The sequence below is a fragment of the Microbacterium sp. STF-2 genome, assembly GCF_034650155.1.
GTDB lineage: Bacteria > Actinomycetota > Actinomycetes > Actinomycetales > Microbacteriaceae > Microbacterium > Microbacterium maritypicum_A.
In genome coordinates this window covers 663,010-677,509 of the sequence record NZ_JARKMW010000002.1, presented here as the reverse complement: position 1 = coordinate 677,509, position 14,500 = coordinate 663,010, and the positions used below count along the sequence as shown (strand labels likewise).

General features: G+C 68.8%; 15 protein-coding genes. 12 read left to right on the top strand and 3 right to left on the bottom strand.

Annotated features, from left to right (window positions below; all coding sequences use genetic code 11):
- Positions 1 to 14: 14 nt before the first annotated feature.
- On the bottom strand, positions 15 to 614 hold the full coding sequence (locus MicroSTF_RS17215) for a DUF937 domain-containing protein (protein ID WP_322957346.1): 600 nt from the start codon (positions 612 to 614) through the stop codon (positions 15 to 17).
- A gap of 131 nt (positions 615 to 745) precedes the next feature.
- Between MicroSTF_RS17215 and hpt the strand changes: the two genes are divergently transcribed.
- From hpt to MicroSTF_RS17165, 10 genes are all read left to right on the top strand, one after another.
- Positions 746 to 1,297 (top strand): hypoxanthine phosphoribosyltransferase, encoded by a 552-nt coding sequence (gene hpt, locus MicroSTF_RS17210; protein ID WP_021198722.1) that lies wholly within the window; start codon positions 746 to 748, stop codon positions 1,295 to 1,297.
- Between the two features lie 73 nt (positions 1,298 to 1,370).
- Positions 1,371 to 3,371, top strand: a complete 2,001-nt coding sequence (gene ftsH / locus MicroSTF_RS17205; RefSeq protein WP_315072404.1) for an ATP-dependent zinc metalloprotease FtsH — start codon at positions 1,371 to 1,373, stop codon at positions 3,369 to 3,371.
- Between the two features lies 1 nt (position 3,372).
- Positions 3,373 to 3,981, top strand: a complete 609-nt coding sequence (gene folE, locus MicroSTF_RS17200; protein WP_322957342.1) for a GTP cyclohydrolase I — start codon at positions 3,373 to 3,375, stop codon at positions 3,979 to 3,981.
- On the top strand, positions 3,981 to 4,790 hold the full coding sequence (gene folP, locus MicroSTF_RS17195; protein WP_322957341.1) for a dihydropteroate synthase: 810 nt from the start codon (positions 3,981 to 3,983) through the stop codon (positions 4,788 to 4,790). The genes folE and folP overlap by 1 nt, the downstream gene beginning before the upstream one ends.
- 33 nt (positions 4,791 to 4,823) lie before the next feature.
- Entirely contained in the window at positions 4,824 to 5,219 is a 396-nt protein-coding gene (gene folB, locus MicroSTF_RS17190) for a dihydroneopterin aldolase (protein ID WP_322957339.1), read from the top strand.
- Positions 5,216 to 5,755 (top strand): 2-amino-4-hydroxy-6-hydroxymethyldihydropteridine diphosphokinase, encoded by a 540-nt coding sequence (gene folK, locus MicroSTF_RS17185; protein WP_029266114.1) that lies wholly within the window; start codon positions 5,216 to 5,218, stop codon positions 5,753 to 5,755. Before folB ends, folK begins: the two co-directional genes overlap by 4 nt.
- Positions 5,752 to 6,234 (top strand): DUF3180 domain-containing protein, encoded by a 483-nt coding sequence (locus MicroSTF_RS17180; RefSeq protein ID WP_029259664.1) that lies wholly within the window; start codon positions 5,752 to 5,754, stop codon positions 6,232 to 6,234. The genes folK and MicroSTF_RS17180 overlap by 4 nt, the downstream gene beginning before the upstream one ends.
- The gene (locus MicroSTF_RS17175; RefSeq protein WP_021198198.1) at positions 6,185 to 6,766 is read left to right on the top strand and encodes a PH domain-containing protein; all 582 of its coding nucleotides are present in this window, start codon (positions 6,185 to 6,187) and stop codon (positions 6,764 to 6,766) included. Before MicroSTF_RS17180 ends, MicroSTF_RS17175 begins: the two co-directional genes overlap by 50 nt.
- Positions 6,763 to 8,802, top strand: coding sequence for a PH domain-containing protein (locus MicroSTF_RS17170; RefSeq protein ID WP_322957335.1), 2,040 nt, complete (start codon positions 6,763 to 6,765; stop codon positions 8,800 to 8,802). Before MicroSTF_RS17175 ends, MicroSTF_RS17170 begins: the two co-directional genes overlap by 4 nt.
- Positions 8,792 to 9,484 carry a DUF2520 domain-containing protein gene (locus MicroSTF_RS17165; protein WP_029266112.1) on the top strand — a complete coding sequence of 231 codons (693 nt, stop codon included), beginning with the start codon at positions 8,792 to 8,794 and terminating at the stop codon, positions 9,482 to 9,484. Before MicroSTF_RS17170 ends, MicroSTF_RS17165 begins: the two co-directional genes overlap by 11 nt.
- 41 nt (positions 9,485 to 9,525) lie before the next feature.
- Here MicroSTF_RS17165 and MicroSTF_RS17160 read toward each other — a convergent pair whose 3' ends face one another.
- Entirely contained in the window at positions 9,526 to 11,403 is a 1,878-nt protein-coding gene (locus tag MicroSTF_RS17160) for a DUF2207 domain-containing protein (protein ID WP_322957331.1), read from the bottom strand.
- A gap of 80 nt (positions 11,404 to 11,483) precedes the next feature.
- Between MicroSTF_RS17160 and lysS the strand changes: the two genes are divergently transcribed.
- Positions 11,484 to 13,016 carry a lysine--tRNA ligase gene (gene lysS, locus MicroSTF_RS17155; protein WP_029259669.1) on the top strand — a complete coding sequence of 511 codons (1,533 nt, stop codon included), beginning with the start codon at positions 11,484 to 11,486 and terminating at the stop codon, positions 13,014 to 13,016.
- 15 nt (positions 13,017 to 13,031) lie between these two features.
- On the opposite strand, the gene MicroSTF_RS17150 is transcribed toward lysS, so the two are convergent.
- Complete coding sequence (locus MicroSTF_RS17150) at positions 13,032 to 14,150, bottom strand: DUF4192 family protein (RefSeq protein WP_322957328.1); 1,119 nt, start codon at positions 14,148 to 14,150, stop codon at positions 13,032 to 13,034.
- A gap of 112 nt (positions 14,151 to 14,262) precedes the next feature.
- Between MicroSTF_RS17150 and MicroSTF_RS17145 the strand changes: the two genes are divergently transcribed.
- Complete coding sequence (locus MicroSTF_RS17145) at positions 14,263 to 14,436, top strand: hypothetical protein (RefSeq protein ID WP_021198192.1); 174 nt, start codon at positions 14,263 to 14,265, stop codon at positions 14,434 to 14,436.
- Positions 14,437 to 14,500: the final 64 nt, after the last annotated feature.

Genomic DNA, 14,500 nt, shown 5'->3' with positions numbered 1-14,500 from the left:
TCAGCGCGGAAGCTCTACTTCTTGCCGCCGAAGAGGCCGCTGAGGATCCCTCCGAGGTCGATGCCACCGCCGGATGCGCCGTTGCTGCCACCGCCCAGCAGCCCGCCGATCACGTCACCGATGCCGCCGCCGGCAGAGCCGCCCTTGTCGCCGCCACCGAGGATGCCTCCGATGAGGTCGCCGATGCCTCCAGAGCTCTCCGCGCCGGCATCCGACTTCGCGGCCTTGTCCTTGCTCGCGTTCGCGATGAGGCCCATCACGATGGGAGCGAGGATCGGCAGCAGCTTGCCGAAGTCGATGCCGGGGGTCGCCTTCGACTCGGTGAGCTCCTTCGTGACCTCCTTCTCCTTCGAACCAAGGATGTGCGCGACGATCTTGCCGCCGTCGGCCTGATCGATGTCGTCGACCTTCGCGGCGCCGGCGCTGCCCTCGTGCTTCTTCAGTGCGTTCTGGATCGCGGCGGAGCCCTCGTCAGTCTTGGCATTCTGCGCGAGCCCGCCGAGCAGCACCGCACCGCCCTGCTCGACAGCGACCTTGGCCTCGTCCCGCGAGACGCCCAGCTTCTCGGCGATGTCGTCGATCGGCACCTGCCTGAGGATGTCGTCAAGAGCCATGGTGAATCCTTCCGTCGGGGCGTCCGCCCACATCACCGCTCACAGTAGTGCGGATGGCGCGGGAGGGGGAGATGCCTTCCCGGCCGACCCACTGGGACCGAGCATCCGATCGCGTCGCCTAAAATCGATCCATGCGCGCCGCGGAAATCCAGGACGACCTCACCAGCATTCTCGTCACAGAGGAGCAGATCCTCGCCAAGCTCGATGAACTCGCGGCACAGGTCGCAGAGGATTATGCGGGCAAGGACCTCGTTCTCGTCGGCGTCCTCAAGGGCGCGGTGATGGTGATGGCCGACTTCGCCAGGGCATTGCCCTTCCACGCACCGATGGACTGGATGGCGGTGTCGAGCTACGGTGCGAGCACCAAGTCCAGCGGTGTCGTGCAGATCCGCAAGGACCTCGACACCGACCTGAACGGCAAGCACGTGCTCATCGTCGAGGACGTCATCGATTCGGGTCTGACCCTCAGCTGGCTGCTGGAGAACTTCGGATCCCGCGGAGCCGAGTCGATCGAGGTGCTCGCCCTCCTGCGCAAGCCCGAGGCCGCGAAGGTCGTCATCGACTGCAAGTACGTCGGGTTCGACATCCCGACCGATTTCGTCGTCGGATACGGCCTCGACTACGACGAGCGCTACCGCAACCTGCGCGACGTCGCGGTGCTCGCTCCGCACGTCTACAGCTGACGACCGCGACGCGCTACGCCGTGGGTGAACGCACAGCGACCCCCTAGGGCGCGCGCGATACGCTGATCCGATCATGGATGTGAAGAAGCTCACCCGGAATCCGCTGATCTACGTCGCGCTGATCGGCGTGCTCCTGTTCGGCGGTTTCCTGCTGATCTCGAATCTGGGCGCGCCCAAGCAGATCACGACGCAGGAGGGGCTCAAGCTGCTCTCCGGCACGACGGTCACCAAGGTCGTGAACACCGACGGCGACCAGCGCGTGGACATGACGCTCTCGAAGCCCTTCAAGGGCTCGGAGGACGTGCAGTTCTACTACGTCGACGCCCGCGCCGACGAGGTGGTCAGCGCGATCAACGAGGCGGCTCCGAAGGACGGCTTCAACGACGCCGTTCCCCGCGCGACCTGGTTCGACGGCTTCCTCTCGCTCCTTCTTCCGCTGGTGCTGCTCGGCCTGCTGTTCTGGTGGCTCCTGTCGTCCATGCAGGGTGGTGGCGGCAAGGTCATGCAGTTCGGCAAGTCCAAGGCCAAGCTCGTCAACAAGGAGACCCCCACGGTCACCTTCGCCGATGTCGCCGGTGCCGACGAGGCCATCGAAGAACTCCATGAGATCAAGGAGTTCCTCCAGGACCCCGCGAAGTTCCAGGCCATCGGCGCCCGCATCCCGAAGGGCGTGCTGCTGTACGGCCCTCCCGGAACCGGCAAGACGCTCCTCGCCCGCGCCGTCGCCGGCGAGGCAGGCGCCCCGTTCTACTCCATCTCCGGTTCCGACTTCGTCGAGATGTTCGTCGGCGTCGGCGCCTCTCGCGTGCGCGACCTCTTCGGCCAGGCCAAGGAGAATGCGCCCGCCATCATCTTCATCGACGAGATCGACGCCGTCGGCCGTCACCGCGGCGCCGGTATGGGCGGCGGCAACGATGAGCGCGAGCAGACCCTCAACCAGATGCTGGTCGAGATGGACGGCTTCGACCCGAACGCGAACGTCATCGTGATCGCGGCGACCAACCGTCCCGACATCCTCGACCCCGCGCTGCTGCGCCCCGGTCGCTTCGACCGTCAGATCGGCGTGGACGCGCCCGACCTCAAGGGCCGACAGAAGATCCTCGAGGTGCACAGCAAGGGCAAGCCCCTCGCGAAGAGCGTCGACCTCGAAGTCGTCGCCCGCAAGACCCCCGGATTCACCGGCGCAGATCTCGCCAACGTGCTCAACGAGGCCGCGCTGCTCACCGCGCGCTCGAACGCGCAGCTGGTCGACAACCGTGCTCTCGACGAGGCCATCGACCGCGTGATCGCCGGTCCGCAGCGACGCACCCGTGTGATGCGCGACAAGGAGAAGCTGATCACGGCCTACCACGAGGGCGGCCACGCGCTCGCGGCGGCGGCGATGAACTACACCGACCCCGTGACCAAGATCACGATCCTGCCCCGTGGCAAGGCTCTCGGCTACACGATGGTGCTGCCGCTGGACGACAAGTACTCGGTCACCCGAAACGAGCTCCAGGACCAGCTGACCTACGCCATGGGGGGCCGCGTCGCGGAGGAGATCGTGTTCCACGACCCCACCACGGGTGCCTCGAACGACATCGAGAAGGCGACCTCGATCGCGCGCAAGATGGTCATCGAGTACGGCATGACCACGCAGGTCGGACCGGTCAAGCTGGGCACCGAGGGCGGCGACATGTTCGTCGCACGCGACATGGGACGCGGTCGCGAGTATTCGGAGAAGGTCGCGGAGCGGGTCGACGCCGAGGTGCGTGCCCTCATCGAACAGGCGCACAACGAGGCGTACGAGGTCATCAGCGAGAACCGCGACATCCTCGACAAGCTCGCTTTGGCGCTGCTCGAGGAGGAGACCCTCGACCACAACCAGATCGCGGAGATCTTCACCGAGATCAAGAAGCTTCCCGAGCGCCCGCTGTGGCTGTCGAGCGAAGGGCGCCCGGTGTCCGAGCGTCCTCCGATCGAGGTGCCGAAGAAGGACGTCTCGCTTGCGGCATCCGTGGAGGCTCCGGCCGGAACGCCGCGCACGCAGCAGGGTTCGGCGGGAGCCGGGCACCCGCGGCCCGCGACGGCGTGACGTGACCGTCGACAGGCAGCGCGTCGAGCGGCTCACGAGGGAGCTGCTCGAAGCGATCGGCGAGGACCCGGACCGGCCAGGGCTGAAACAGACCCCGATGCGGATGGGCGAGCTGTACTCCGAGTTCTTCTCGGGCGTCGGCGAAGACCCGGCCGAGCCGCTGGCGCGCACCATCAGCGTCTCCCGCGGCCCCGCACCGGATACCCTGCCCTCCGGAGCCGTGCTGCTGCGCGACATCCGCTTCCGCTCCGTCTGCGAGCACCATCTGCTGCCCTTCGCCGGTCATGCGCATATCGCCTACCTCCCCGGGGAGCAGGTCGTGGGGCTCGGAGCGCTGGTGCGCGTCGTCGAGATCCTCGCGGCACGTCCTCAAGTGCAGGAGCGCCTCGGGGAGCAGATCGCCGACACGATCGCAGAGCACCTCGACACCCGCGGGGTGCTGGTCGTGCTCGATGCGGCACACGGGTGCGTCACGATGCGCGGCGGGCGGCAGACCGAGGCATCGACGCTCACCATCGCGGCGCGCGGAGAGTACACGGACGCCGTCGCCCGAACGGAGCTCATCACCCTGATCGGCGCGTCGGTGCCTCTCGGGGGTGCGGCGCGCTGATGACCGGGATCTGGGGCATCGTCAACGTGACGCCCGATTCGTTCAGCGATGGCGGACGCTATCTCGACGTCGATCGCGCGGTCGCCCACGGACTGCGACTGCGAGCCGAGGGTGCGGCTGTGCTCGATGTGGGCGGAGAATCGACCAGGCCGGGCGCCGACCGCGTCGGCGACGAGGCCGAACAGCAGCGCGTCATCCCCGTGATCGAACAGCTCGCTGCCGCGGGTGTTCCCGTGAGCATCGACACGCTCAGCGCATCGACGGCGGCTGCGGCCGTGCGGGCGGGCGCCAGGATCGTGAACGACGTCTCCGGAGGGCTCGCCGATCCCGAGATGCGCGCGGCCGTCGCGGAGTCCGGGGCCGATTTCGCGATCGGTCATTGGCGTGGCTTCTCCGCCGACATGTACGCGAACGCCGAGTACCGTCGCGTCGCCCGCGAGGTCGCGGGGGAGCTGCAGGAGCGCATCGGCGAGGCGGCGGCCTCCGGAATCGCCCCATCGCGCCTGATCGTCGACCCGGGTATCGGGTTCGCCAAGGCGGGCGCGCAGAACTGGGAGGTGCTGCGGGGGCTCGACGAGATCGTCGCCCTCGGGCCGCGCGTGCTCATCGGCACATCGCGCAAGCGGTTCCTCGCCGAAGCACTGCGCCGGGAAGCCGAGAGCGACGGTGACGTGTCGGAGTCTCGACGCGACCTCGCTACCGCTGTGACCAGTGCTCTCGCGGTCGGGGCCGGAGTCTGGGCCGTGCGTGTGCATGATGTGGCGAGCACGCGCGACGCCCTCGCGATCGCGCACGCCTGGGAAGGCTGAGGGCGCATCGGGGTGGCCCCGTACGCTAGAAGCATGGAGTCCCGCGACGAGATCGTCCTCACCGGTCTGACCGTCTTCGGTCGTCATGGTGTCTTCGAGCACGAACGCCGCGACGGGCAGGAGTTCACGATCGATCTTCGTCTGCGGTTGTCGCTCGCGCAGGCTGCCGTCTCCGACGACGTGAGGGACACCGTGCACTACGGAGAGCTCGCCGAGAAGGTGGCCGCGGTCGTGGCCGGGGAACCGGTGAACCTGATCGAGACGCTCGCCGAGAGGATCGCCGCCGTCGGTCTCGAAGACCGTCGGGTGCAGGACGTCGTCGTGACCGTGCACAAGCCGCATGCGCCGATCGCGCTGGACTTCACCGATGTGGCGGTCACCGTGCACCGCCGCCGAACGCCTGACGCGCTGGAGGACACGACCGTATGAGCCGCAACCTCGCGAACCCGCCCGACATGCCCGCGCCTCGTCCCGGACGTCCGGAGACCACCGCGGTCGTCGCCCTCGGCGCGAACCTCGGCGACCGCCACGACACGATCAGGGCGGCCGCCGAGAGGATCGCGCGGCTCCCGCTGGTCAGCGAGGTGCGCCTCTCCCGGTTGTTCGAGACCGTCGCCCTTCGGCTCCACGGGCCCGATCCCGAGGCGCCCGGATACGTCAACGCCGTGGCTCTGGTGACCACGCGCCTCGCCCCCGAGATCCTTCTCGGGATGCTGCACGCCATCGAGGACGAGAACGGCCGAGAGCGACGGGAGCGCTGGGGCGACCGCACGCTCGACCTCGACCTGATCGCGTACGGCGACGTCATCTCCGACGAACCGCGTCTGCAGCTGCCGCATCCGCGCGCTGCCGAACGCCTCTTCGTGCTCGAACCGTGGCTGGATGTCGACCAGGACGCGGTGCTGCTCGGCCGGGGCAGAGTCGCCGACCTCGTGGCGGAACTGCGGGCCCGGAGCGAGGGATGAGACGCACCTCTGCGGGCGTGCTCGTCGTCCTCGCACTGCTCGCCGGCGGAGGCGGGTTCCTGCTCGATCACCTGTTGACGGCATCGGGACGCGTCACGTTCACGCCCTCGCTCCTGCTTCCGGTGCTCCTCCTGCTGATCGCCGCAGCCTCCCTCGGGGTCGCATGGCCGGTGCGGCGCAGCGTGCGGTCGGGCATCCGCATCGATCCCTTCCGCGCACTCAGAGCGGCGACACTCGCGCGGGCCTCGAGTCTGCTCGGCGCCATCATGGCGGGGTTCGGAGCCGGGCTGCTCGTGTTCCTCCTGTCACGTCCCGTCATTCCGCAGGTAGGGTCGACTGTGGCCATGCTGGCCCTGATCGGAAGCGCGATCGTCCTCGTGATCGCCGCGCTCGTCGCCGAGCAGTTCTGCACCCTGCCGAAGGATCCTGATGACTCAGAACCCAGAGACCGCGCCCCTGAACCCGGCGGAGGGCACTGACCTCGACGCCCTCGACAGGGGGACGTACACCCAGCTGCGCACGGCACGCAACGAGGCCCGCCTCGAACTCGACGGCACGTGGCACCAGATCTCGCCGCGCTATGTCGTCTCGCAGATCGTGCAGAACGTGATCTTCATCGCGATCGTCGCGATCGCCGCCGTCGTGCTGAACGTCGTGCTGAATCAGCAGTGGGTGTGGATCCCCGCCGGGATCATCCTGCTCATCACCGTGTTCGCCCTCATCATCCTCCCGCGCCAGGCGAAGGCGATCGGCTACATGCTCCGCGCCGACGACATCGTCTTCCGCAAGGGCATCCTGTGGCAGCGCATGATCGCCGTCCCCTACGGTCGCATGCAGCTGGTCGACATCACGCAGGGGCCGCTCGACCGCGCGTTCGGCATCGCCCAACTCAAGATGGTCACGGCCGCCGCGACGACCGGCGTGCAGATCCCCGGTCTGACGCAGGGGGCGGCCGAGGCGCTGCGCGACACCCTCATCCAGGTCGCCGAGACCCGTCGGACCGGCCTGTGAGCGAGCAGCAGCCCCCTTTCGCGCCGAGCGCGCCCCTGCCCGTCGAGGAGGGTTCCGCGACGCTCGCGAACGGTGAGTGGCACCGCATGCACCCCCTCACCCCGCTCTTCAAGGGCGGGCTCGCGCTGATCATCATCGCGGGTATCGTCATCGCGAACATGCGGGATCGCCTGATCACCTGGGCCGTGGGCATCTTCACGCCCGAAGAAGCGCACTACGGCGACTACGCCGGTGCCGATCCTGTCGACTGGGTGCTCTCGAACAACCTGATCCTGGTCGCGCTCCTCAGCGTGCTCGGGCTCGTGATCGTGCTGGTGCTGATCTTCTGGTTCGTCTGGCGCTTCCAGCAGTTCCGGATCACCGGCGATCACGTCGAGGTCCGCAAGGGAATCATCTTCCGCTCGCACCGCCGCGCACCTCTCGACCGCGTGCAGGGCGTGAACCTGACACGCCCGTTCCCCGCCCGCATCATCGGTCTCGCGAAGCTCGAGGTGGTCGGAGCCGGCAACGACGCGAACGTCGAGCTCGAATACCTCGCGACGCCCCGCGCAGAGTCGGTGCGTGCCGACATCCTGCGTCTGGCATCCGGTGCTCGTGCGGCGCGCGACGCCGCGCTGAACCCGGCGGCACCGTCGGCCGCACCCGGTCCGACATCCGCCCGGGCGCAGCTGGTCGGTTCGATGAACGCGGGCGTCAACGGCCTCATCTCCGGCGTCGACCTCGCCGATGTCGTCCCCGAGAGCGTCGTGAAGATCCCGACCGGCCGGCTTGTGGGCTCGCAGCTGATCTCCGGGCTGCTGTGGTTCGTCTTCTTCGGAGCGATCTTCGCGATCGCGATCGGCAGCGCGTTGATCGGGATGCTGGCCGATGGCAACTCGGATGGAGGTTTCGTCCTCCTCGGGCTGGGTCTCGGCATGGGCGTCCCCATGGTCATCGCCGTGGTCGGTATCACCTGGGCGCAGATCTCGAAGTCGCTGCGCTACTCGATCGCTCCGACTCCTGACGGCGTGCGCATCACCTACGGTCTTCTCACGACCGTGACCGAGACGCTCCCGCCGGGACGCATCTTCGCGGTGGAGGTGTCGCAGTCGCTGCTGTGGCGCCCGTTCGGGTGGTGGACGATCAAGATCAACCGTATGAGCGGCAAGAGCGCAACCCAGCAGTCGTCGGGAAGCGGACAGCAGTTCAACGTGGTGCTGCCCGTCGGCAAACGCGCCGATGTCGAACGCGTGCTCGCGCTGGTGCTCCCCGACGTTCCTGGGGAGAGCATCCCGTTCCTCTGGGATCAGGGCGTCGTTGGTCCCGCCGATGGCGACGCGTATCGGACGATGCCACGGCGTGCAGCGTGGCGGCGTCCGTTCTCCTGGAAGCGACACGGCTACCTCGTCGCCGACTTCGGTCTGCTGCTGCGCCGCGGAAACGTCTGGCGCAAGCTCGCCGTGTTCCCGCTGGCACGTCTGCAGGGGGTCTCGCTCAGCCAGGGACCGATCGACCGGCACCAGCGGGTTTCCGGCGCACAGGTGCACACGGTCCCCGGGCCGATCACCGGGTACCTCTCGGGTCTCGAACGTGCCGATGCGCTGGCTCTGGTCGACGAGGTCAGCCGCGCGGCAGCGGAGGCGGCGTCTCGCGACACCACCCACCGCTGGAGTGCGCACGCGACGGAGATTCCCGTCGCAGCGCCTCCGGCCCCGCCGGCGTACACCGGCCAGCCGCCGGTCTTCCCCGTCCCCGGACAGGCAGGGCCGCCCGCCCCGCCCGTATCGCCGCCTGCACCACCGGTCGCTCCGCCGTCGCCCCCGGTGCTTCCGGTGCTTCCGCCGGCATCTCCGGTGGGACCGCCTTCGGGTGTACCGGCTGCTCCGCCGGCGCCCCCGGTGCTTCCGCCGGTCGGACCGCCCGCGGCTCCACCGGCAGCACCCGCGGAGAACGCTCCGGAGGGTCCACAGGTGCCTCCGAACGTCCCGGCTGCTCCGCCGGCAGCTCCTCCCGCACCCCCGCTGCTCCGGCGGACGAGGCGCGACGATGGCGCGTGACGGACGCCTCGGCGTCGGCATCATCGGGGCAGGGCGCGTAGGGCCGGTCGTCGGGGCGGCGCTCGGCGGTGCAGGACATGCCGTGATCGGGATCACCAGCGGATCCGACGACGAACGCGCCTCGGCCGTGCTGCCGGACGTGCCGGTTCTCGATGCCCTGGAGGTCGTGCGTCGCGCCGAGCTCGTGATCATCGCGGTACCCAGCGAGCAGCTGCCGTCGCTCGTCGCGGGCATCGCCGAGGTGGGCGGCTGGCAGATCGGCCAGCTCGTGCTGCACACCGACCCCGGCTACGGCATCGACGTGCTGCGCCCGGCAGCCGAACGCGGGGCGATCCCCCTCGCCGTGCATCCCGCGATCACCTTCACAGGGACGTCGATCGACCTTCGGCAGCTGCATGCCGGGTTCGCCGCGGTGACCGCTCCGGTCGCCGTGCTGCCGATCGCCCAGGCCCTCGCCGTGGAGATGGGGTGCGAGCCCGTCGTGATCGCGGAGGCGGATCGCGCGGCCTACGCCGATGCGATCGCGACAGCCACCGAGTTCTCGCGGTCGATCATCGGACAGTCGACCGCGCGACTACGGGAGATCGGCGTGGAGAACCCCGGCGGCTACCTCTCGGCGTTGGTGCAGTCGACCGTCGAGCGCGCGCTGCGCGAAGCCTCCGACGCGCCCCCGCTGATCTGAAGCTTCCGCGGCGGTACCCCGGATGCGGGCGCCAGTGGGACTCACCGTCCGCCGGAGAAGCCGCCGCCTCCGCCGCCTCCGGAGAACCCGCCGCCGAATGACCCTCCGGCACTCGACGAAGAGCCCGCCGAGGGGGCCGAGTACGTCGCGGCTGAGTGCGACGATGCCACGAACGAGGCGAGCTGCGTCCGGAGTGCGAACGATGCCGGGTCGCCGATCCAGGATGCGCCGCGCTCCGCGCTCGCGTAGGCCTTCTCGAGCACATCACCCCACTCGCGTTCCATCCCGAACAGGATCGCGTAGGGGAGAAGCCGTTCGTACACGTGGATGACGTCGGCGGTGCCGTCGGCGCGACGTTCGGCTCCGGTGTACGACTGGAGCATGCGCAGGCGATCGGCGTCGGCGACCCGGATGAACTCCTTCACTCCCTGCAGATACTCGTAGGTGCGTGCGCCTTCGGCGGTGAGCACCGTGTGCTTCGAGAACGGATACACGCTGGAGAGCAGCACGAGGAAAGCCCCGATGGAGATCACGACGAGTGCAGGGATCGCGGACAGGCGTCCGCTGGCGGCGCTCCAGATCCCGAACGCCAAGCCGGCGACGGCGAGGCCGATCGCACACCACTGCAGGATCACAGCACTTCGACTGCGTGCCTTCTCGGTGAGTCCGCGGCTCTGCGCCTCGGTCGTGCCTCTGTGCTGGAGCGCCGTCATCCGCGCGGCGAAGGCTTCGTCGGCGGCGGGGAGATCGACCACCCCGTCGGCGTCCGCATCGAGGAAGAGCGCTTCGAGGGCGTCGACGTCGAGCTGGTCGGGGCTGTGTGCCTCGCCGAGACGACGAACGCGCGGCTCGTCTTCCTCCGTCCCCTCTTCGATGCGCAGCATGCCACGGACGGCGAGGTGCACGATCTCGGACGGGATCACGTCTTCGGCCCCGGGAACGACGGCAGCGGCGAGCAGCGGGGGCAGCGAGTCCGGCACGTCGTACTGGGCGACCACGATGCCGGCAGCGGCTCGCCGTCTGCGCGCGAAGGCCGATACCGCCACCCAGCTGCCGGCGGCGAGTCCGAGAGCGCCGACCGCAGCGACGATCGGTGCGACGTCGGCGACCGGATCCGGTGTGCGGGCGAGCGGCTGCGTGGCGGTGCCCGGTTCGAAACCGATGGCCACCGTGACCCCGTCACCGGCGGGACGAGACCCCGATTCGACACGGAAGGTCGCGCTGCGGCCGTCGGTGGTCGGACCCTCCAGCTCGCACTCCTCCTTCGAGCCGGAAGGGCCGGAGTAGCAGCGGGTGGCACCGTCGAGTGCGTTGCTCATCGCAGGATCGAACACGATCTCGGCGCGGAACCGGTCGATGGGCTGCGTGCTGTCGAGGGGGAGCAGGTCCCAGTAGAACTCGTCTGCCGGGGGAGCGGACGAATCCTCGGAACGATCGGTCGCGAGGATCACGTCGCGCATCTCGTACTCGATGACGTAGGTGGTGAGACCCCGCACGAAGTCGTCGTCGTTACCCGTCAGCACGTAGAGGAGCCCGTCCTCTACGTCCGTCTCGTAGGGCACGTCCGCCCCGTTGCCGTCGGTGACGGACAGGATCGTCGTCTCGATGCTCGCCCCTTCGTATGAAGTCGCGAGTCCGCGGACGATGCCGCGATTCTGGTCGACGTCGGGGAAGTGGGCCACGAGGGTCTCCGTCACGCGCATGCGGGCGCGGCCCTCGTCGTCGAGACCGATCTCGTAGACGGCATCCCACGAGCTGTAGGAGAAATCGTCGACATCGGTGGGGACGTCCGCGGGCCGGGGCGCAGCCAGGTGCGACGCGGGCCCGTCGGACGCGGCCTGCGCGGCGGCAGGGGCGAGGACCGCCACCATCGCGAGGGAGAGGGCAGCGAACGCGCGGAGGATCCGTGTGTGGGCCATTCTTCGAGGCTACCCAGCGTGCGCCAAGCAGCGGGATGCCGCCTCGGTAAACTGGGAGGGACTTCCAAGGAGCCCCCCACATGACTGACGCGTCCGCCGCGCCCGAATCGGCCTCGACCGACCCTTCCCTCGAAGAGGACGTCCACGAGCAGAAGGCCGTGCGCCTCGCCAAGCGCGAGCGCCTGATCGAGAAGCGGGCGGATGCGGGCGGCGGGGCGTTCCCGGTCGCCGTTCCCGTCACGCACACGATTCCCGCGCTGCGCGCCGAGTACGGCGAGCTCGAGGCCGGTGCCGAAACCGGTGTCATCGTCGGAGTCGCGGGTCGTGTGGTGTTCAGTCGCAACACCGGCAAGCTCTGCTTCGCCACTCTGCAGGCGGGTGACGGCTCGCGCATCCAGGCCATGATCTCCCTGGCGAACGTCGGCGAGGAGTCGCTGGCCGACTGGAAGGAGTACGTCGATCTGGGGGACCACGTCTTCGTGCACGGTGAAGTCATCTCCAGTCGCCGCGGCGAGCTGTCGATCATGGCGGACGACTGGACGATCGCGGCGAAGGCGATCCTGCCGCTCCCCAATGCCTACTCCGAACTCAGCGAGGAGGGCCGCGTACGCAGCCGCTACCTCGACCTGATCGTGCGCGAGCAGGCGCGCACGACGGTCCGCGCGCGCGCCGCCGTGAATGCGAGCCTGCGTTCGACCTTCACCAGCCATGACTACCTCGAGGTGGAGACCCCGATGCTGCAGGTGCAGCACGGCGGGGCCTCTGCCCGCCCGTTCATCACGCACTCGAACGCGTTCGACACCGAGCTGTACCTGCGCATCGCACCCGAGCTGTACCTCAAGCGCGCTGTCGTCGGCGGGATCGAGCGCGTCTACGAGATCAACCGGAACTTCCGCAACGAGGGAGCCGACTCTACACACAGCCCCGAGTTCGCGATGCTCGAGGCCTACCAGGCGTACGGCGACTACAACCAGATGGCCGCCCTCACACAGGAGCTCGTGCAGAACGCGGCGATCGCGGTCGCCGGCTCCACGACCGTGACCTGGGCCGACGGTACCGAGTATGAGCTCGGCGGCGAGTGGGACCGCATCTCGATGTACGAGTCGCTGTCGGCCGCATCCGGGCGCACCACCACTCCGCAGGACTCGGTCGAAGACCTGATCGCGTTCGCCGAGGCCAACGACGTCGATCTGCCTCCGCAGGCCACTCACGGCAAGCTCGTCGAGGAGCTGTGGGAGCATTTCGTGAAGGGCGACCTCGTCCGCCCCACGTTCGTGATGGATTTCCCCGTCGATACGTCGCCCCTGGTCCGTGAACACCGCTCGATCGCGGGTGTCGTGGAGAAGTGGGATCTGTACATCCGTGGCTTCGAGCTGGCGACCGGGTACTCCGAACTGGTCGACCCCGTGATCCAACGCGAGCGCTTCGTGGAACAGGCCAAACTCGCCGCACGCGGTGACGTCGAGGCGATGCCGGTCGACGAAGAGTTCCTGCGGGCCCTCGAGCACGGCATGCCGCCGTCCGGAGGAATGGGCATGGGGATCGACCGCCTGCTGATGGCGATCACCGGCCTGGGCATTCGTGAGACCATCCTGTTCCCCCTGGTCAAGTAACACGATCACCGACGGTCACTGCGCCGAGTGGCGACGGAACGCCCACTCCGGGAGCATCGCTCCGCCGATCATGGTCTCCAGGAGCGCGGCCAGTGAATAGTGCGGGTCGATCTCTCGCACCATCTCGAGGTATCGGCCCGCGTGGCTGGCGCGTCCCAGAGCCCATGACAACCACGCCGCCACGGTGAGGGGTGCGGATCGCGAGAGCCTCGGAGCCCGTGCCGCCGCTTCGCGTGCGGCGGTGAGAGCGCGTCGGAGGCGGTCGGTGTCGGGAGTGGGGCCGCGCCCGAGGAACACCTCGCCCACCTCGTCGGGGATCATCACCCCGGATTCGGCGTACGCGGTCTGTGCAGCGAGGGTGCGCACGCCGCCTGCCAGGTCGGTCGCCCACTGAGCGATGGCGACGTCCCGCAAAAGGGGCTGCCCGAGGCACCACAGCAGCGTGGCCGTCGCGAACGGGGGCAGAGCCTCGGGTGCCGCCAGCACCGACTCGTAGAAGGCCGGAACGTCGTCGAGCAGGACGAGCGCGGCGATGAGCCGCGGATCATCCCGACTCGTCAGTCGACCTCGACCCTTCCGATCGAGGAACGCCGCGAGTTCGATCGACGCGGTCCCCACACGTTCCTTCTCGGCGAGGTCGACGTGCGGGAGATCCGCCCCGACGCTCTGGTCTCCGGACACGTCGGTCGACAGCGGTAGATCGGCGGGAGTGCGGATCTGCGCCAACGGCCCCAGCTCGGGCTCCTCGTCGAGGTAGCTCGACCACCCGGAGGGGGTCACGCAGAGAGCGTCGACGATGCGGAGGCCCGCCTCCTCTGCGCACCCCAACAGCTCGTCGACGGCGACCGCGTGGGGGAGGACGAGACCGTCTCGCGTCGGGTGCGACTCCTCATCGGTGTAGACGACGACCGCGACGGCATCCGTCGCTGTGACGCGGGCGACGAGGCCGACGGCGGCGTCGGCATAGACCTCGAGGTCAGCCTTCTCCTGCGGGAGATCGAGACGCATGACTCCGTCGGTGCGGCTGCCTCGGAAAGGGAGGAGCACGATGCTCCGACGGGGCGTGAAGCCCGCGAGGGACGGGACGATGCCGAGGAAAGCGGCGGAATCGGAGGCTCGGAGAACTGTTGTCATCCCGAGAGTGTCGTCGAGGGCGAAGCCCGCCGAGCGCGAAAGAGGACCCTGTGGACGGAGTTCCTGTGAACGCCGAAATGTGCACGAACAGTGGCTCGCGTACCATGGGGTGATGGACAACTTCTGGCTCGCCGCGGCATGGTCGCTTCTGCCGACCGTCGGAGTGAGCATCGTGTTCTTCCTCGTGGTCCGCGGCATCCTCCGCTTCGACCGGACCGAGCGCAAGGTGCACGCGCAGATCGAGGCTGAGGAGCGCGCCGCGCGAGGCCTCCCGCCGCGCGCCTGAGTCCGACCCATCGGCTACTGTGAAGCCAGCGCACCTGTTCGGGTGCGCCTCGGCTGGGATGGTC